Origin of the sequence: Psychroflexus torquis ATCC 700755 (genome assembly GCF_000153485.2) — a bacterium.
In the GTDB taxonomy this organism is placed as follows: domain Bacteria; phylum Bacteroidota; class Bacteroidia; order Flavobacteriales; family Flavobacteriaceae; genus Psychroflexus; species Psychroflexus torquis.
Window position 1 is genome coordinate 3,973,268 of sequence record NC_018721.1, and the last position, 19,836, is coordinate 3,993,103.

At 33.8% G+C, this 19,836-nt stretch carries 11 protein-coding genes; 1 reads left to right on the forward strand and 10 read right to left on the reverse strand.

Going from position 1 to position 19,836, the window contains the following annotated elements:
• Positions 1-207: 207 nt before the first annotated feature.
• The 8 genes from P700755_RS17060 to P700755_RS17095 form a co-directional block, all read right to left on the reverse strand.
• A complete protein-coding gene (locus P700755_RS17060; protein ID WP_015025871.1) occupies positions 208-2,568 on the reverse strand; it encodes an ABC transporter permease in 2,361 nt (786 codons plus the stop codon).
• Between the two features lie 356 nt (positions 2,569-2,924).
• Positions 2,925-5,357 carry an ABC transporter permease gene (locus P700755_RS17065; RefSeq protein WP_015025872.1) on the reverse strand — a complete coding sequence of 811 codons (2,433 nt, stop codon included), beginning with the start codon at positions 5,355-5,357 and terminating at the stop codon, positions 2,925-2,927.
• A gap of 178 nt (positions 5,358-5,535) precedes the next feature.
• Complete coding sequence (locus P700755_RS17070) at positions 5,536-7,977, reverse strand: ABC transporter permease (protein ID WP_015025873.1); 2,442 nt, start codon at positions 7,975-7,977, stop codon at positions 5,536-5,538.
• A 237-nt stretch (positions 7,978-8,214) separates the two neighbouring features.
• Entirely contained in the window at positions 8,215-10,662 is a 2,448-nt protein-coding gene (locus tag P700755_RS17075) for an ABC transporter permease (RefSeq protein WP_015025874.1), read from the reverse strand.
• A 273-nt stretch (positions 10,663-10,935) separates the two neighbouring features.
• Positions 10,936-13,350: an ABC transporter permease gene (locus P700755_RS17080; protein ID WP_015025875.1), complete on the reverse strand. Its 2,415-nt coding sequence runs from the start codon at positions 13,348-13,350 to the stop codon at positions 10,936-10,938.
• A 61-nt stretch (positions 13,351-13,411) separates the two neighbouring features.
• Entirely contained in the window at positions 13,412-14,230 is an 819-nt protein-coding gene (locus tag P700755_RS17085) for an ABC transporter permease (RefSeq protein ID WP_051007987.1), read from the reverse strand.
• Positions 14,231-14,369: 139 nt separating this feature from the next.
• Positions 14,370-15,401 carry an IS1595-like element ISPto1 family transposase gene (locus P700755_RS17090; RefSeq protein WP_015022784.1) on the reverse strand — a complete coding sequence of 344 codons (1,032 nt, stop codon included), beginning with the start codon at positions 15,399-15,401 and terminating at the stop codon, positions 14,370-14,372.
• A gap of 32 nt (positions 15,402-15,433) precedes the next feature.
• Entirely contained in the window at positions 15,434-16,186 is a 753-nt protein-coding gene (locus P700755_RS17095) for an ABC transporter permease (RefSeq protein WP_051007988.1), read from the reverse strand.
• A gap of 175 nt (positions 16,187-16,361) precedes the next feature.
• On the opposite strand from P700755_RS17095, the gene P700755_RS17100 reads away from it, so the two are divergent.
• Positions 16,362-17,396, forward strand: coding sequence for an IS630 family transposase (locus P700755_RS17100; protein ID WP_015023751.1), 1,035 nt, complete (start codon positions 16,362-16,364; stop codon positions 17,394-17,396).
• A 24-nt stretch (positions 17,397-17,420) separates the two neighbouring features.
• On the opposite strand, the gene P700755_RS17105 is transcribed toward P700755_RS17100, so the two are convergent.
• Positions 17,421-18,032, reverse strand: a complete 612-nt coding sequence (locus tag P700755_RS17105) for an ABC transporter permease (protein WP_041758487.1) — start codon at positions 18,030-18,032, stop codon at positions 17,421-17,423.
• 136 nt (positions 18,033-18,168) lie between these two features.
• Positions 18,169-19,764 carry an IS5-like element ISPto9 family transposase gene (locus P700755_RS17110; RefSeq protein ID WP_015025484.1) on the reverse strand — a complete coding sequence of 532 codons (1,596 nt, stop codon included), beginning with the start codon at positions 19,762-19,764 and terminating at the stop codon, positions 18,169-18,171.
• Between the last annotated feature and the right edge of the window lie 72 nt (positions 19,765-19,836).

The following is a 19,836-nucleotide window of genomic DNA, read 5'->3' on the forward strand; positions in this document are numbered from 1 at the left end:
ATACACTTTTTGTACGTAATCGGACACTTTTCAAATCCGTAACTCATCAGTATAAATTTAAAATCTATTTCAGTTGATAATTAACTGAATTTCAATTTTTAAAACGTTTCACTTAAAGAACGCTAAGCCCTTAGCAAGGGCCGCAAAAGGCTAGTGGAAGTTGATTTGTATTTTACAGTTTTTTACTCCCCTTTGGGGCTGGGGGATTCACTCTGTTCTTAAACTGTCTACTGGATTTGCCAAGGCTGCTTTAATGGCTTGAAAACTCACGGTAAGCATGGCGATTAAAAGGGCAACACCACCCGAAATAATAAAAATCCACAAATTGATTTCTATGCGATAGGCATAATCTTGAAGCCAATTTTCCATGGCATACCAAGCTATTGGCACGGCAATTAAAATGGAAATACCAACAAGCCTTAAAAAGTCTTTGGACAATAATTTCACTAAGCCTGAAACACTTGCACCCAAAACTTTTCGAATTCCAATTTCTTTACTGCGCCTTTCCACTGTGTAAGCTGCTAAACCAAAAAGGCCTAAACATGAAATGAGAATGGCTAATAAGGCGAAGAGTTGCGAAAGCTTACTGATAAGCTGTTCGTTTTTAAACCTAGCGTCAAATATGTTATCTACAAAATTATAATCAAAAGGAAATACTGGATTGTGCTTTTTCATAACTGCTTTTATTTTAGAAATAGCTAGAGCCGCAGAAATTTCATCTTCAATTTTAACATATAAAAAATTCCCATAATTGGCATTATTAAAAAATAGTACTGGGTCACTCGTTCCATACATGTCTCCATATAGATAATTCTTAACGACTCCTTTAACTTGATATGCCTTTTCATCGATAGTCACTTTTTTTCCTAATGCGCTACCTTTTCCCATTAAGTCAGCAAATGATTGTGTGATTAAAACATTAGTACTGTCCTGTATCATGATAGTACTAAAATTTCTTCCTTCAACAATCTCCATTCCTATTGTTTGTATGAATTCAGAACTCACATGCCTCAAACTAATCAAAACATCCTCTGTAGGTTCAGCACTATCCCATTTCAGCCCAGTACGGTTGCTACCTCCAGAAAGCACTACAGAATTACATAAAGCTGTATTTTTCACAACTCCAGTATTTATTAAATCTTTCTTGATGACTGAAAATTTTTGAATAACCTTATCATTCGCTCTCATAACGAGTAATTGGTTTTTATCATAGCCTAGATCTCTATTTTTAACATGCTGAATTTGCTGATATACCAAAATAGTAGCTATAATAAATACAATAGACATGGTAAACTGACCAACGACAAGACCTTTTCTAATAAATGTTGCTGAACCTTGAGTGACTTTTAGACCTTTTAAGACTTCTACAGGTTTAAATGCCGATAAATAAAATGCAGGGTAAAGTCCTGCAAAAATGCCACAAACCAAGGTGATTCCGAGTAGGAATAGAATATGCATAGGTTTTGCAAGTCCTAGTGCCAAATCTTTTTCAATAAGTAAGTTAAACTCTGGCAACAAAATAAATAGAAACACAATGCTAATTGAGGTTGCTATAAAGGCAAGAAGTAAAGCTTCTGATATAAATTGAATGATTAATCTAGATCGACCAGAACCCATCGCTTTTCTAACTCCAATTTCATTAGCGCGTTTTTCGCTACGTGCTGTGGATAGATTCATAAAGTTAATGCACGCGATGAGTAATATTATAATAGCTATTATTGAAAATAAACGGACATAAGCAATACGGCCACCAACTACTTTTCCATCTTCAAATTTTGATCTTAGGTGCCAATCTTTCATGGTGTGCAAAAAAGCATAAGTGCCTGTAGGACTATCACCATTCTTTTTTAAAAGAATTTGTCGGACTTTACTATCTGCGATTTCAAAATTTGCCTCGGGAGACAATTCTACAAACGTATCAGCAAAATTATTGTCATATCCCAATATATCATTTTGTCTTTTCGCATATCTTTCAAAAGGGGCTAACCAATTAAATCCAAAAGTGACATTAGCAGGAAGGTTCTCTATTACACCTGTCACCATATAGTCATCTCCATTACTCATCCTTATGGTCTTTCCAAGAACTTTTGTATTTTCCCCATAAAGTAGCACCACCATATCTTCCGTAAGCACTATGGCTTCTTGAGATTTAAATGCATCTTTTGCATTGCCTTCAATAAAAGCTAAACTAAAAATTTCAAAAATATCTTCATCAGCATACTTACCTATACTACCTATATGATCATCTTGTATAGGAAATACCAAATTAGCTCCAATTGTTACTATTGATCTAATTACCTCAGGAATCTCATCTTTAAGTGCCTTAGCCAAGGGCCCTGGTGTTGAATAAAAGGTACGCCATTCACCACTGAAATTATGATTTGTTGGCACATAATATACCTGGTCTTGTTTTTTAAAAGACGTATTAAAACTCACCTCATCTTCCACCCAAAGAAAGATTAAACTTGCACAGGTAATACCAATGGCTAATCCAAAAATATTCAGAAAGCTGTAGGCTTTATTTTTCAATAAAGTTCTAGATGCTATTTTGATATAATTTAAGATCATAATTGTTCTCTTTAGATGGAATAAGCGTATTCGTTTATATTTTATTCCATACTCATACTATTTATATAGTGAAGATGATGCCAAAGGTTTAAATAATTATATATCAATACTTTAAAACTATATTTAACAAATAAAGTGTTCGATTTTGATACACTTTTTGTACATAATCGGACACTTTTAAAATTCGTAGCTCATCGGTATAAATTTAAAATCTATTTCAGTTGATAATTAACTGATTTTCAATTTTAAAAAAGTTTCACTTAAAGAACGCTAAGCCCTTAGCAAAGACCACAAAAGGCTAGTAGAAGTTGATTTGTATATTACAGTTTTTTTACTCCCCTTTGGGGCTGGGGGATTTATTCTGTTTTTAAACTAACTACTGGATTAGCCATAGCGGCTCTAATAGCCTGGAAACTCAATGTTATTAAAGCTATTACTAAGGCTACTAATCCAGTAACTACAAAAACCCCCCAGTGAAGATCTATTCTAAAAGCAAATTCCTGTAGCCACTTATTCATAAACCACCATGCTATAGGTGTTGCTATGACAAAGGCAAGCATCACTAGTTTTACAAAATCCGTAGATAACATTTTAACAATATTAGTTACTGAAGCTCCTAGTACTTTGCGTATGCCAATTTCTTTTGTGCGCTGTTCAGCAATGTAAGTTGCCAATCCAAACAAGCCAAGACAAGCAATAATTATTGCCAACAATGCAAAAACAAGAGCAACGGTCCCAACACGCCTCTCTTGGCGATACATATTTTCAAAAGCTTCATCTAAGAATTCATATTTAAATGGCATTCCTGGAGCAGCAGCCTTGTATTTATTCTCAATGGTAGACAGCAAACCATTAACATCAGCTGTATTAAATCTATAGGCAGTTTCCCAACTATTATTTCCTAATTTTAAACTTAATCCTCCAACATTTTCACGTAGAGATGCAAAATTAAAATTTTCAACCACACCAATAATCGTATAGACTTGAAGGTCACTATTCTTCTTTTCTCTATATATTTTTTTTCCAATAGGGTTTTGAAAACCAGCTAATTTAACAGCCGTCTCATTTAATATTATAGCTGTTGAATCTGAACCAAAATCTCGAGAGAAATTCCGACCTTCACTCATTTTCATCCCTATTGTTTCCACATAAGCATAATCTACGTCCCAATACTGCATGTTAAATCCGTTAGATTCTGTCATGACAGTTTCTGTAGAAAAAATTGTGCTTGAACGCGAAGAACTAGATACTGGTAAAAATCCTGCAAACGAAGCTGATTTCACTGCCGTCAGTTGTTCAATCTCATTTTTCAGAGATTGTCTGGTTTCACGTGATAATCCCGAATTGTTGACCACTAACACTTGTTCTTTATTGAACCCTAAATTTGCAGATTGAATGTGGTTTATTTGTTTATAAATGACTGTTGTACCAACAATTAAAATGATGGATGTTGCAAATTGAAACACCACTAAAAAATTACGTAGGGTATTTCTTTTATGCCCTGTTGATAATGTCCCTTTTAATACTTTAATGGGCTTAAATGAAGACAAGAAGAATGCTGGATATGCACCTGCTAATCCACCAACTATAAATGGAAGCAAAAAGATGAATATTATAAATTTTGGGCTTAATAAAGAAGACATCAACATTTCTTTTCCTGAAATGCCATTAAACCATCCTAAAGAAAGCCATACAAACAACAAACCCACAAAAAGCGCTAAAAAGGCAATTAAGGTTGACTCGGTTAAGAACTGTCCAATTAGAGCTTTCTTTTTAGAACCTAAAACTTTACGAATACCTACTTCTTTTGCTCTACCTGAAGATTTTGCAGTCGTAAGATTCATGAAATTGATGCAAGCAATTAATAATATAAATAATGCAGCAGCAGAAAAAATATAAACATATTGGATATTACCATTTGCACTTAATTCGACTCCTCTTGAAGAATGTAAATGTATATCTGTGAGTGGCATTAAAGCATATTCTATTTTATTTCCATTTGCCTCAAACTCCTCCATACTTTTAATTTGCATGAATTCCGCTGCTTGTGGCAGCAAGTACTTCTCAATAACTTCTTTAAAGTTTTTATTGAATATTTTATAATCTGTTCCTTCTTTTAAGAGCACATACGTATGAAAGTTAGCACTTAAATAATTACCAAAATTATAATCGACATTGGCCATGGAGAAGAAAAAATCAAAATTGAAATGTGAATTTTTTGGTAGGTCTTCTATAACAGCGGTTACTTTATATAATGTTTTGTTATCATCACCGGTCTCTAGCATTTCACCCATAGCAAGTTCTGCGCTCCCAAAATAACGTTTCGCTGCAATTTCTGTTATAACTACGGTGTTGGGTGCCTTAAGTGCCGTTCTCGTATCGCCTATTATTGGCGGTAATGTAAAGACATTAAACAAAGTAGAATCGGCATGTACTACTTTTGATTCGTTAATATATTCATTTCCATTTTTAATTAACTTAGATCCTTGAGAAGCATAAAGTCTCACATAGTCTTCAACTTCTGGATAATCGCTCTTTAGCGTTTCTCCCATAGGATCTGAACTCACAGCCATACTCATTTCTGCACCTGCAAAAATGAAATCCGAATTTACTCGGTAAATGCGATCTGCCTTCTCATGATAGCGATCATAACTTAATTCATCTATCACGAACATGGAAATCATAATAAAGCAACCAATCCCTAAGGATAAGCCAATAATATTAATGGCTGTAAAACCTTTATTCTTTAAAAGGTTTCTCCATGCTATTTTAAAATAATTCTTAATCATGATTTCTATTTTTTAAAAGTTGAATTAAAACTCACCTCATCTTCAAACTAAAGAAAAATTAAGCTAGCGCAAGTAATGTCTTTGGCTAAGCCAAATATGTTTAAGAAGTTATAGCCTTTATGCTTTAATAAAGTCCTGAATGCTCTTTTTATATAATTACGTATCATAATAGTGTTACCTATTCAGTTTTTAAACTATGAACCGGATTTTTTAAAGCAGTTGAAACTGTTCTAGCACTCATTATTGCAACAGCTATAATTACCATTCCTAAGCCGCTAAGTACAAAAATCCACCAACTCAAGTTCGTTTGAAATGCAAAATCCTCAAGCCAACTGTTAAGCCCTATATAGGCCAATGGTGCTGCAATAATAAAAGCAATACCAACTAACAACACAAACTCCCTGCATAGCAACACATTAAGCTGTGATAATGTAGCGCCTAAAACTTTACGAATACCAATTTCTTTTGTTCTCCGCTCTGTTGTAAAAATCACTAAACCTAAAAGCCCAAGACAACTTATTAATACAGATAAACCCATCGCCCAATTAAGCAATTTAGATAGACTTTTTTCTTGTTTGTAAAATTTCTCAACAGTTTCATCCATAAAATTCACTTTGAAATCAGCTTCAGGATAAATTGACTTATAAGCAGTTTCAATTTTAGAAATTGTTTTTGACATACTAACTTCTTCATTATTTGCCAAAGTAAAATGCATTACTCCAAATCTTGTACCTCCCCAATTTCCAATTAAAGCAAGAGGATTAATTGGATCCTTTAATGAACGTTGATTAAAATTCTTAACTACACCAACAATTGGAAATGTTTCATCTTCCCTTTTTATTTGTATTCCAAGAGCATCGCTAGGGGCTTTAAAACCAAGAATATTAAGATAGGTCTCATTGATAATAATTTCTTGGAGAGAGTCATTTAATGTTGCTCTCCCACCTAATAACTCAATACCATAAAGATCGATATAATCTTTAGTGCCTCTAAGTAACTGTAAAGGTGTTTGAAGCTCAGTACCATCTTCTTTAATATATGTAACGAGAGTCCTATTTTCACTAAATGAAGCTGGAGTAGACCCTCCTCTTGCAAGTTTGGATATTTCAGGATATTTTTTAAGCTCTTGCTCAAACCTCGCTTGCTTTTCTTCTGTATTATTATACCATGGTGTCCGAACATTAGCAATAGCATCCGTTTTAAAGCCCATATCTTTATTCATCATAAAATTAATTTGCTTAGCAACTAAAATGGTTGAAATGATAAAAACTTGTGCAATTGAAAACTGAAAAACGGTTAGGAAGCGACGTAATGCTGGCTTACCTGCTTTATTAACTACCTGATTTTTAAGTACTGAAATTGGCTTATACTGTGTTAGTACTAATGCAGGATAAATTCCTGATAAAAAGGTTACCAATGCAATTAGAACTAGGGCAAAACCAATTATTAGTGGGTCTTTAAACAGTGAAAACTCTAACCCTTTTGGTGTGAAATCAGAAAATACGTGAAGTAACCAGTATGCAAACACCACAGAAATAAGTGCAGAAGCAATAGTTAGTAATAGGGTTTCACCCATAAATTGAAAAACAAGTTGCTTTTTAGAACTTCCAAGTGTTTTGCGTATTCCTATTTCTTTAGCACGTTGATTGGCTTGGGCTGTATTGAAGTTTATAAAATTAATTACACCTAATAAGAGTAAAAATAATGCGATTAGTCCTAGTCCAACCATTACCGATTTATCTGCAGGTTCCTCACTAAAATTGAAAAGCCCAACTTCTGTATTAAAATGCAAGTCTCTAAGTGGCTGAAGATTGAAACTTTGACTCATATTATATTTTATTGCCCAATCAGATCTATGTTCAACAGCCAAGGCATCCATTTTCTCTTTAATAACAGAATTTGCTGAAGGGTTTATCACCTTAACAAATAATTGACTACTAGAACTTGTGTTATCCCATTGTGGGTCAAAAATATAACCATTAGAACTCGTCTTTTTGGCCGTTTCTAATGATAAAAATTCCTCGAATATTAAATCAGAACGCTCCTCAAAACTGGCTACAATACCTGAAACCGTAGTTTGTATAGAATCGTTATATACTAAAGTCTGACCAATTACCTTATCAGGTTGTAATGATGGAAAGTATTTTTGAGCTCTTTTATTAGTCAATACCACTTGGTTTGGGGCATTTAAAGCAATTTCTGAATTTCCAGCCAACCAATTATAATTAAATATTTGAAAATATTCTGAATCAGTGAAAATTACATAATCGGGATTTTTAAAAGTTTTCTTTGTAGCCTCTTCCTTTACTTTTTGAAGATTCGCAACATGAATTCCACTTGAAAATTCTACAGCACTAATATTGTTTTTCACCTCATTTATATAGGGCATCGGAATTCCACCGTTAGTTCCTTCAGAATCGTTAGTAGTAAAAGTAGAGGTCACTCTATAAATAAGTTCACTATCTGGATGAAATTTATCAAATGTAAGGTCATAATACACCATGAGTCCAATGACGAAGGATGCACTAAAACCTATAGCTAAACTGATGATGTTTATTGTCGAAAACAATTTGTGTTTCCAAAGATTTCTCCATGCTATTTTAAAATAATTCTTAATCATGATTTCTATTTTTGACCAGAGGGTTAATCATTCTGAGTGCTAAAAATTAAAGACACTATAAACTCTCTAAATTCTCATACTTATTATATGGTGAAGATAATGCCAAACACCTAACTAGCTATAAGCTAGGTTAATGAAATTATTTCTTATAATAAAAGTGTTCGATTTTGATACACTAATTGTTCATATCCGAACACTTTAAAAGGGGAATGACTACACTATAGGTTTCTGATTGATTTACTCTGAACGCAATGAATTCACTGGATTTGCATTTGCCGCTTGTAAAGTCTTTACACTAATTACTATTAACGCAAAGAAAATCATAGCACTTCCACTTGCTAAAAACACCCAAAAACTGATACTTGTTTTGTTTGCGAAATCTTGTAACCAATTATTGATGCCATAGTAAGCAATTGGTGATGCTATGATAAAAGCTATAGCGACTAGAATTAAAAATTCTTTACACAATAAGGTGTTAATTTGTAATAACGAAGCGCCCAAAACTTTACGAACACCTATTTCTTTGACACGTCTATTGGTGGTGTAAATCACGAGACCTAATAAGCCGAGACAACTGATTAGAATTGATAAGCCAGTTGCCCAATTCAAAAGTTTTGAAATTTTTTGTTCACGATTATAAAATTTTTCGATGGTCTCATCTAAGAACTCCACTCTATAATCATCTACTTCTGTATAAACCGATTTGTAGGTGTCTTCAATTTTTGTGAGGATGCCTTTTAACTCTTTTGACGATTCATTTTGAAATGCCATATGAATCGCTTGAAACTGACTCCACTCTGGTCGGTACCAATCACCCGTTAATGCCATTGGTTTTATCTCAGAGCTTAAGGAACGTTGATGAAAATCTGCCATAACTCCAACAACAGGAACAGCATCGCCATCCAATTGGACTATTTTCCCAATGGCTTCATCAGGACTTGTAAACCCAAGATTTTTTAGGCAGGTTTCATTAATAACCAATTCCTTAATCGTATTATTTCTTATGGTTCTTCCAGCTATAATGTCTAATTCAAATAATTCTGAATAGTTGGTGTCCCCAAAAATGAATTGTAATTCTGATTTCATTTCAGTCTTGCCATTAGTATAACTCACGTTTGTACTATTAGTTGATGTTGATGCTGGAGGCCGACCTCCTAAACTGACACTTTTTATTTCGGGTAGAGCTCCTATTTTTTCAGCAAAAAGTTCTTTTTTTGATAATTCACTTTCACCTCTTGGACTATATACAGATACGATGGCATCAGTTTTAAAACCCATGTCCTTACTGAGTAAATAATTGATCTGTTTGCCAACAAGTAAGGTGGCGATAATAAAAACTTGGGCGATTGTAAACTGAAAAACCGTCAAGAATTTTCTGAGTTTTAGCTTCTTTCCTCCAGTCCCTAAATGATTTTTTAAAACAGATACAGTATTAAACTTAGATAATATTAAGGCTGGATAAAAGCCTGAAAGAAAGGTAATAACTAACAATAAGATAATGATTCCACCAATAACATAGGGTGATTTAAATAGTTCCAAACTCAATCCAAATGGAACAAAATCAGAAAATATATTTAGCAAAAATTTAGAAAGTAACAAGGATAACAAGGCTGATACCATCACTAGTAAAAAGGTTTCACCCATAAATTGCCCAATAAGTTGTTTTCTGGAACTTCCTAAAGTTTTACGTATACCAATTTCTTTAGCACGTTGAGAGGCTTGAGCTGTGTTGAGATTAATAAAGTTAATGCAACCTAAGAGAAGTAAGAATAATGCAACTAGCGCTAGGTTAGTCAGTAAGGATTTACTGGCTTGGCCTTTACTCCAGTCATAAATTCCATAATTTTCATTAAAATGAATATCATGAAGCGGCTGAAGACTAAACTGTTGTTCTTCTCCATATTTTTTTGATTCTTCATCTTGATGTTCACTTGCTAGCACATCAAATCGACTTTGAATGGCTGCTAAATCTGCCTGTTCACTTACTTTGACATAAAGCTGTGAGTTGGAATTTGTATTATTCCAGTTTTTCTCTAGAAATTGCTCTCTTAAGCGGGTTTGAAGTAGGGTAGGACTAGAGATAAACTCTTCAAAAATAAAGTCGGTTCGACCTTCTAAATTTTCAACAATACCAGAAACAGTTATATGTAAAGAGTCGTTATAAACTAACGTTTTTCCTATAATGTCGGTTGGGCTAGTATTTGGAAAATAATCTCTAGCTCGCTTTTTCGTTAAGATGACTTTATTTGGACTTTCTAACGCATCTGCGTTACCACCAGCTAAAAATTTATACTTGAAGATGTCGAAGTAATGGGCATCTGTAAATATCACAAAGTCGGGCCATTTAAATTCAGAACCAATCACTCTATTTTCTACTTTAGAAGGTCTTTCGATATAAAAACCACTAAGCGTTTCGAAATTTGAATTCTCTTTTATAGCATCTTCAAGCGCAAGTGTCATTCCAGAATTGTAAAACTTTCCTTCAGGGCTACTAAAATTAGATACCACTCTGTAAATTCGATCCCCGTCTTTATGAAAGTCATCAAATGTAGTATCGTAATAAATCAATAAACCAATGACGAATGAAGCACTTAAACCAATTGTGAGACCAATAATATTGATGAGCGAAAACACCTTGTGCTTCATGAGGTTCCGCCACGCTATTTTGAAATAATTTAAGATCATGATTGTTAGTTATTATTAGTTGCTTTATTCAAAAAAATTCTCGCAAATCTACCTATCGGCAGACAGGGTCGCAAAGGTTTTTATCTATGCTATTTTAAAGTAAAATTATTCACTACTTAGATATAGCTTCTCTTCTTCTTAGTCTTTTTTATTAATTCGTAATTCTATTCTATTTTTTCACTCACCACTCACCACTATTTTCTTACCTCTATATTCGATATTCTAACTTCTGTACTCGATGTTCTCACCACTCACTACTGTCTAATACTCGTTTTATTCAATTTTAAGCGATTTTACGGGGTTTACTGTTGCTGCTTTTACAGATTGAAAACTTACCGTAACAAGTGCAATTACAACAGCGATTAAAGCAGATAATGCAAAAATCCACCAACTTAAATCTGTTCTGTAGGCAAATTCTTGAAGCCATTGGCTCATTATATACCAGCCAACTGGTACTGCCATAATAAATGCTATAATTACCAATAGGATAAAATCTTTATTAAGCAGTGTGACAATTTGAAAAATACTTGCTCCCGTGACTTTTCTAATTCCTATTTCTTTTCGTCTTTGTATGCACATATAGGATGTTAGACCAAATAGACCTAAAGCTGCGATGAAGATGGCTAAACTTGTAAAAATACGGAATGCAATACCAAACTTCCGATCTTCAGTATATTGTGCCTCGAATTTTTTATCTAAAAATGTATAGTTTAGAGTGCTATTAGGAAAAATAGAGGTGTATAGTGTTTTCACTTTATCTAAACTCTTTTGCATGCCTGCTACTGAATTTGAAGACGAATTAAATTTCACTAAAACATGATCATACACTTGGTCATTATAAATAATTAGAGGTTCTATTCCTGTCTTTAATCCAAAATGATGATAATCTTCCATAACACCAGATATCGTCCAATTCTCACCCCAAAACATAACCTGCTTATCAACAAGCTCATTTGGATTTGAATACCCCATTTCTCGTGCGAATTTTTCGTTAAGCACGATGGTTCTTGGACTATTTTCTGAGCTTTTCATAAAAGCTTTCCCCGCGACAAACTGAATATTTACGACATTAAAATAGTTTGGACTAGCCTGATAAATATAGAATAGTTGTCGCTCCTCAGTTTTACCATTTGGAAATTCTATACCGACTGTCGATGATAAATTATTATAACCATCTCCTGGATACGTTGAAGCTGTCGCTACGCTTTCAACAAAAGACAAATTCTTTAATTCACTCTCAAATACACCTACTTTCTTTAGTATTAAAGAATCCGTCATAGATTCTAAAACCTTTCCTTTTAAAGCGATAATTTGAGACAGTTCTACACCTATAGGTTGTTCTTTTAAAAAATGGATTTGTTTTGAGACAACCAAAGTGCCTATAATAAGTGTTATAGTCGCAAAAAATTGAAGGGTAATGAGTCCTTTTCTAATATTCAGTTTGTTGGATGAGGCACTAATTTTTCCTTTTAAAGCTTTAATTGGTGAAAAATTACTTAAAATAAGTGCTGGATAAAAACTTGCTAAAAGACTGCCTAGCAACATTAAGCCAGCAAATGGGAGTAGTGATTTAAAATTTGCAATTCTAAAAACTAAAGATTTTTCAACAAAATTATTGAAAACGGGTAACAGAAAAGCAACTAGAATTATCGCAATAATAAAAGCCAAAACAAACAAGCATAAAGATTCAATTAAAGATTGTGTTATTAACTGTGAACGTTGAGCACCAGCTACTTTTCTAATTCCTATTTCTTTAGAACGCTCTAAAGATTTTACGGTAGAAAGATTAATATAGTTTAACCAGGATAGAATGAGAATGATGATTGCAATAACTGATAAAAACCTTATCCGACTCCTGCTTCCATTTGTTTCCGCTTCATAAGGTTTGTCCGAGTATAAATGAATATCGCTTAAGGGCTCAATGTTATGACGTTCATTTGGATTATTTTCGATGTCAATATGTATTAATTTGTCCTGAAGTTCTTCAAAATCAGTGTTTTTATGAAGTTTTAAATAGGTGAAAAAATTATTCGCATTCCAGTTTAATTGCCAACCACTGCTCATGGGATACCAAGTTTTCATAGTTTCAAAAGACACCAGATAATTAAGTTTCATATGTGTTGTTTCAGATTGATCTGGCATGATGCCAACTACTTCTAAAAGAACATTTTCTTCATAAAAAGCGGAAATTTTTTTAGCTATGGGGTCTTCTTCACCAAATATCGTTTTGGCTAAACTTTCAGATAAAATGATAGTATTTGGTCTATTGTACTCTTCGATACTTCCTTTTAATAGCGCTGTATTAAAAATATCAAAATAGGAAGCATCAGCCAATGCCCCTCTTGGTTGCTCAATAATCTTATCCTTATTTACAAAGGTTACGTTCTCTAATCTAAAAAGTCTAACATAATCAATAACCTCAGGGAATTGTTTTTTAATTGTAGGCCCACTTAAATTATAGGTTTGCGCATCACCAGCCTCAAATTGATCTCCTTCTAAATAATCCATGTAAACCCGATAAACTTCATCAGAGCCTTTAAAAGTATCATAGCTTTTTTCATAACTTACATAAAGCGAAATAATAATAAAGGCCGCAATACCAAGAGAAAGACCAATGATATTAATAAAGGAATACAACTTGTTTTTAATCAAGTATCTGAATGCTATTTTAAAATAAAGTAAGTTCATTATTTTTTATTTATTACTCTTTCTTCACTTACTACCCACTGTTCACTTCCCACTACTTGTTTTATTCCGTTTTTAGACTATCCACAGGATTTGCTATAGCGGCTCTAATGCTTTTAAAGCTGATGGTTAATAATGCAACTATGCTGGTTAAAAGTGCTGCTAAAAAAATTGACCAAACTGAAATTTCAATGCGGTAAGCAAAATCTTGCAGCCACTTATTCATTAAATAAAAGCCCAATGGAAATGCAATTAAGAATGATATAATAATAAGTTTTAAAAAATCCTTGGTAAGTAAACTCACTATTTGTAAAACATTTGAACCTAAAACTTTCCGTATCCCTATCTCTTTAGTGCGTTGTTCCGCTGTGTACGTCACCAAGCCAAATAAACCTAAACAGGCTACAAAAATGGTGAGCACGGCAAAGATGGATAGAATTGTTCCCATTTTTTGTTCGGTGAGATATTGCTGGTTATACGAATCATCTAAAATGGTATAGCTGAAATTTCCTTTAGGCTTAAAAGTCAACCAAATGGCATTGGCTTTTTCTATTAAACTAGACATATCTTCTACTTTAGTTCTAACAATAAGACCGCCATACGGATTGTGTAACATCAATAACGGATCTATTCTTTTGTGAAGTGATTTAAAATTGAAATTCTTTACCACACCAATAATAGTGAGCAGTTGTTTGCCATCATCCGTGTCACGTTGAAATTGTTTACCGATAGCATTTTCTCCAAAACCCAATATTTTTAAGGCTTCTTCATTTATAATAACATTGTTCATCTCATCACCGAAATCCTTGGAAAAATTACGTCCTGAAATCAAATTCATTCCCATCGTAGGCAGGTAATGTTCGTCAATATTATAGGTAAACATTCTTCTCATGTACCTGTCTTCCAGAAAAACGCCAGACATACTTACATCTGAAGTGCCAGCGGGAACATATGCAGACTGAGCAATGTTTAAGACGCTTGGAGATTTTAGAAGTTCATCTCTTAAAGCTAAAGGCTCTAGTTTAGGTCTGCGTTGATATTAAGTTTTCATATCTAGATTCGATTTGATTATACCGTTTCAATGTACCTAGAGCAATTGTTTCTTCCACAAAGGCGTTGGCTCTATCGCTTCTAGACTTTATATTTTCCTTTATTCGATACCAATTCATATATTGTTGTAGATATTTTGTTGATACTCCCCAAAAGGTATTTTCAATCCATTTTTTAACTCTATTGTGAGTAGAATTAACGTGTTGTATGTGATACTTTCCTTTTACTCTTTCTCCTTTTGATGCATTTACGATGTGGAACTCTGTTTCGCTATCTTTGGCAAACCCTTTATAACTGTGATGGGCATCGCTACACAATATGGTTATATCCTTTATAACACGTTTACCGATAGCATTTTCTATATCTACTTTTCCTATTCGACCGAGTTTAGCCACGCTAAGGTCTAATGTTGATTTTCTATCCTGTGTTACAATTACCGCAACTTGATCTTTACTTATACCTCTCTTTTTAGACTTACCGCCTCTTTTTCTTGATTCCCTATCTTTTACCTCCATACCTTTTTCTGATCTTAGGAAAAAGGTTTCGTCACTCTCTGTAATACCTGTAAAGTTGTCTTGGTCATCGTCATTTTTAGTATCGAATGAAGCTAATATCTTATGACGCCAATCAAAGGCTGTCTTTTTATTGATGCCTAATTCTGAACTTATTTTATCTAAACTTTTTTCTTGAACCATAAGACTTAAATAAGATGAAATCATATCCTTTCTTTGAAGTCCCGCCATCCAAGTGCCAGTATATTCAGTAAAGCTTCTATTGCAAGACTTGCACTTATAGCGCTGCGAGCCTTTGTCAACTCCAAAACGAACATATTTTTCATGTAAACAATGTGGGCATCCGCCCATTTTATTATCTAAAATATGGCGACGGGAAGCCCGCTCAACCAATTGATTATGCTCAAGTGAATCTGTAATATCCTTTAACAGATTATCACGATCTAGAGTGGATAGTGATAGTATTTCCTCTTTTAGATTATCTATGTTCATAATCTAAATATACATATAATAGCTGTATTAAACTAGAGCCAAGCTAAATTATTTTCCTTAAGTAAATATGAGTTGCGCAATACAAGGAGTTGATCCTTATTATAACCCAATTCTTTTTGCTGAATAAAATCCATTTGCTGATAAACAACCAACGTCGATAAAATAAGCCCCGCAGAAATAACAAATTGAAAGACGACCAATCCACTTCTTATCCCTTTGTTTTTCCCAACACCAGAGAACTTATTTTTTAAAGCCTTAATGGGCGTAAAAGAAGACAAGAAAAAAGCGGGATAACCACCTGCTATAACGCCAACTACTAGTGTGAGTAATCCTAATATGCTGAGCGCAATAGGATTGAAAAAATTGGCTGTAAGTAATGCTTTACCAGAAATGGTATTAAAAACAGGTAAAAAAGCAACCACGAGCAACACTGCCAACAGCATAGCTATGCAACTTGCTAGGATAGATTCCGCTAAAAATTGAACGACCAATTGTTTCTTATTCGATCCCAGAACTTTTCGAATCCCTACTTCTTTAGCTCTTTTTGAAGCAGATGCAGTAGAAAGATTCATAAAGTTAATACAGGCAATCAATAACATAAAAAGGGCGACTGCACTAAAAATATACACGTATTTAATATCACCACCTGGTTCTAACACCGTAGTAGTTATAAAATCTGATTTTAGGTGAATGTCTGTTAAGGGTTGAAGAAATAATCCAATTTTATTGGTTTTAATAAATTCTGAATAAGACATTCCTACCGCACCGTCAATTTGCGGTGCCATGTATTTTTTAACAAGTGCTGGTATTTTTGCTTCGAGTGCTTTCAGGTTTGTTCCGTCTTTTAATAAGAGGTAGGTGAAAAAATCTGAATTTACCCAAGACGTTCCATTCGCTGACTCGTATTAACTTCGAATCAATAGTTCTTTATTTATAGTTAAATATTTCGTATATTTATAGATGGAAAAAATAGACTTAAGGAGTGTTTCTGATCAGGAAAGAGGTATAATTCGAAGGGATGCTGTAAAAATGATAAAACGTGGAGATAAAAAAAAAGACATAGCTCTGTTTTACGGTGTTCATGTAAATACTGTTAGAGATTGGTGGAAGCTTTACAATAAAGAAGGTCATAAATCTTTGTCATATCAAAAACGAGGAGTCAAATCAGAAGATCGAAAACTACTCAATAAAGATCAAGAAGCTGCAATCCAAAAAATGATTATTGATGTAATGCCCGATCAACTAAAGTTAGATTATGCTTTGTGGACTACAAGGGCAGTAAGGGATTTGATAGCAAGAGAGTTTAGTATTACAATCGGAAGAAGAGCTGTCGGTAATTATCTCAACGCTTGGGGATTCACGCCTCAAAAGCCAAAAAAGAGAGCTTATGAACAATGTTCCAAAAAAGTTCAAAAATGGTTAGACGAAGAATATCCAGCAATAAAAGAGAAGGCAAAACAAGAGAAGGCAACTATTCATTGGGGGGATGAAACGGGTGTAAAAAACAATAATCATCATGGACGTTCCTATGCTCCAAAAGGAAAAACTCCTGTTAAAAAACATATGTCGAAGCGGTTTTCAATCAACATGATTTCTACAGTTACAAATCAGGGTTTAATTCAGTTTATGATATATAAAGAAAATATGAACTCAGATGTATTTATTCAATTTTTAGAACAGCTCATCAAATCGCAAGAAACCAAAGTATTCTTAATCCTTGATAATTTACGAGTCCATCATAGTAAAGTTGTAAAGAAATGGGCGGAAGAAAATGGCGAAACCATAGAACTATTTTACCTGCCATCATACTCACCTGAGCGAAACCCAGATGAATATCTGAATTGCGATTTAAAGTATGGACTCTCGGATAAACCGGCACCAAAAACACAAGAAAAAATGAAAGAAAATTTAGAGAATCATATGAAAATGCTTCAAAATGATAGCGAAAGGGTAGCAAAATATTTTAAACATGAGAGCATCAAATATGCTGCCTAAAATTAAAGATCTTTAAGTGCGAGGTTAATAGCCTACTGTAGAGGCAAACATATCAAAATGAAAATGTGAATTTTTCGGCACCTCTTCCATAACAGCTGTAACCGTATATTGACGATTGTAGTTATCGATTTTTAGTGTTTTTCCGATGGCGTTTTCTGTGCCAAAATATTTTTTGGCTTCTTTAATAGAAATGACTACTGTATTTGGTTGGTCTAATGGATTTACAGTATTTCCGTCTATGATGTCTAAGGTAAAAACCGAGAAGAAATTAGGATCTACGTAAGCAAACTTAGTATCTCTATAAGTTGTGTTTTTAAAGTTAATTTCAGGATTGTATAAATTTGTGAGTCGTGTTGCTTCTATAACTTCAGGTAAATCATTTTTAAATGTCTGTGCTACTGGTGCCATAACAACAGCTTCATTTATAGTTTCCCCATTTATATTCGCCTTTAGAACAACACGAACAATATTTTCTGCTTTGGTATTGAATCTATCATAACTCAATTCATCAAAAACAAACAAAGAGATGATCACACAACTTGCAATACCCAATGCCAAACCCAGGATATTGATGCCAAACATCACTTTGTTTTTTAAGATATGTCTCCATGCTATTTTAAAATAATTTAAAATCATGATTAGTTGTTATTATTAGTTAGTTGCTCTATTCAAAAGAAAGCCTCATAAAGCTACAAAGTCTCTCAAAGGATTTTATCTCTGCTACTTTGAAGTTAAATCATTCACTACTTAGGGCTTGCTGATTTACTCAAGCTTATTTTAGTTCAAGAGGTATGTAATTTTGAATAAAAAAGGGTTTAGTGACATCAGTATTATAGAAACACCCTTTTATTTTGGGATTTAGCTTAGCGTATATCCAATTTTCAAATAAGGCACAAAAAATAGCATATTTATCTGCTATTTTTGATAAGTTTATTAAGTTCATTATGAAGAAAATGGCACTAATCCAGCTTTCTGATGTGTCTTTCCTTTTAGCTTTTATTTTGCTAAGTCCGTATGCGTTTTTTGCTTGTCCAAACTTTCCTTCTATTAGGTTTCTTTGGTTTCGCTCTTTTTTGAGTTTTCGCTTTTGATAGGCAGAAAGTTCTTGTTTTGGCGGTCTCCCTAATGGTTTTCCTACAATTCTAATCCCTTTTTCTTTGAGCCATTTTCTGTTCTCTCTGTTAAGGTATATTTGGTCTGCCAGTAGTAATTCTGGGTAGTGACCAAAGGTGATTCTGTAGGATTCTACTTGTAATACTAAATCTTTAGATTCATTAAATTGATCCCAACTTATATGTTCTACTCTACTCATTCCATCTATCTCACTAGCACTAATCTTTGCTCCAAATTCTGTCGATACTTTATCCTTTCCTCTTGGGATAGGGCGAACGTAAGGTTGATAAATATTGACTATTCTATTTTTTACACTATTAACTTTTTCGTGATACATATAGTTTTGTTGTTCATAGATGAGTTGAAGCACCCAGTAAATCTTTTGGTCCCGTTTTGGTAAAGGGAATTTACAGGGATAAGCAGTTCTAAGATCTGTAAACATGCCAGGCAAGTGTTCCTCCTTTTTTTGATCTTCTATTTGGTCTAACAGTTTTTCAATATAAGATAGGTTACGCCTGGTATATCCTAGTTGTTTTCGAATGAACTTGTTTATTTGTTTGGTTGTCTTTCTGCGTTTTTTAGAAAATACAAGATATTCTGTTCTTGCTACTCGACGGTAATCTCGAGGTTTATTAACTCCTTGGGTTTGCTCGTAAAGCAAATCTATAATTCGCTCACTTTCTTTGCGTGCTGTATTAAGCAGACCAGCATCGGTAGGGAACACTATTCTTTGATCAGCCACACTAGCATCAATCTTTAGTTTGCCTTTGTGTTTACTATCAGAGGCAGATTGATTAGGGGCCTCTTCCTCGGTGTTCTTTTGAATATTCCTTGCCCTTTTTGGCTTCAAGCTATCTGCTTTTTCAATGATTAGAGTATTCCAAGAGTCAAAATTTACTGCCCCCATTCGTTTACGAATAGCTACAAGTACAGTGGGGTGAAAAGGGGGTTTGGTTTGAAAACACTTTAATCCACAGAAATATTGCAAGTAGATGTTTTCGCTAATCATCGCAACGGTCTCTCTATCGTTTAGCCCTATCTTATGCTTTACAATAATTGCACCTATAACCATGCGGACATCAATACTCTCTCTACCATTACGTGCATTGAGTTTATTGGAATATACCTTTGCCAAAGCATCCCAAGGGATGAGTTGTGCTAATTTTACCCAGCGATTATCAGATAACAATTCTTGTTCGAAGGGATGTGAAAACTCGGATAAACTTAACTGATTAGAAGGCGTATATTTTATCATAACTGCATAGGTTTATGAGTAAAAGATACGAAAAACCATGCAATTACGCAAGAAAAAAACGTGTATTTTCAT

What these genes read in the sequence shown, in the direction of transcription:
- P700755_RS17060 (WP_015025871.1), bottom strand. Translation starts at nt 2,568, where the DNA reads ATGATCTTAAATTATATCAAAATAGCATCTAGAACTTTATTGAAAAAT.
- P700755_RS17065 (WP_015025872.1), bottom strand. Translation starts at nt 5,357, where the DNA reads ATGATTAAGAATTATTTTAAAATAGCATGGAGAAACCTTTTAAAGAAT.
- P700755_RS17070 (WP_015025873.1), bottom strand. Translation starts at nt 7,977, where the DNA reads ATGATTAAGAATTATTTTAAAATAGCATGGAGAAATCTTTGGAAACAC.
- P700755_RS17075 (WP_015025874.1), bottom strand. Translation starts at nt 10,662, where the DNA reads ATGATCTTAAATTATTTCAAAATAGCGTGGCGGAACCTCATGAAGCAC.
- P700755_RS17080 (WP_015025875.1), bottom strand. Translation starts at nt 13,350, where the DNA reads ATGAACTTACTTTATTTTAAAATAGCATTCAGATACTTGATTAAAAAC.
- P700755_RS17085 (WP_051007987.1), bottom strand. Translation starts at nt 14,230, where the DNA reads ATGTTTACCTATAATATTGACGAACATTACCTGCCTACGATGGGAATG.
- P700755_RS17090 (WP_015022784.1), bottom strand. Translation starts at nt 15,401, where the DNA reads ATGAACATAGATAATCTAAAAGAGGAAATACTATCACTATCCACTCTA.
- P700755_RS17095 (WP_051007988.1), bottom strand. Translation starts at nt 16,186, where the DNA reads ATGGCACCGCAAATTGACGGTGCGGTAGGAATGTCTTATTCAGAATTT.
- P700755_RS17100 (WP_015023751.1), top strand. Translation starts at nt 16,362, where the DNA reads ATGGAAAAAATAGACTTAAGGAGTGTTTCTGATCAGGAAAGAGGTATA.
- P700755_RS17105 (WP_041758487.1), bottom strand. Translation starts at nt 18,032, where the DNA reads ATGATTTTAAATTATTTTAAAATAGCATGGAGACATATCTTAAAAAAC.
- P700755_RS17110 (WP_015025484.1), bottom strand. Translation starts at nt 19,764, where the DNA reads ATGATAAAATATACGCCTTCTAATCAGTTAAGTTTATCCGAGTTTTCA.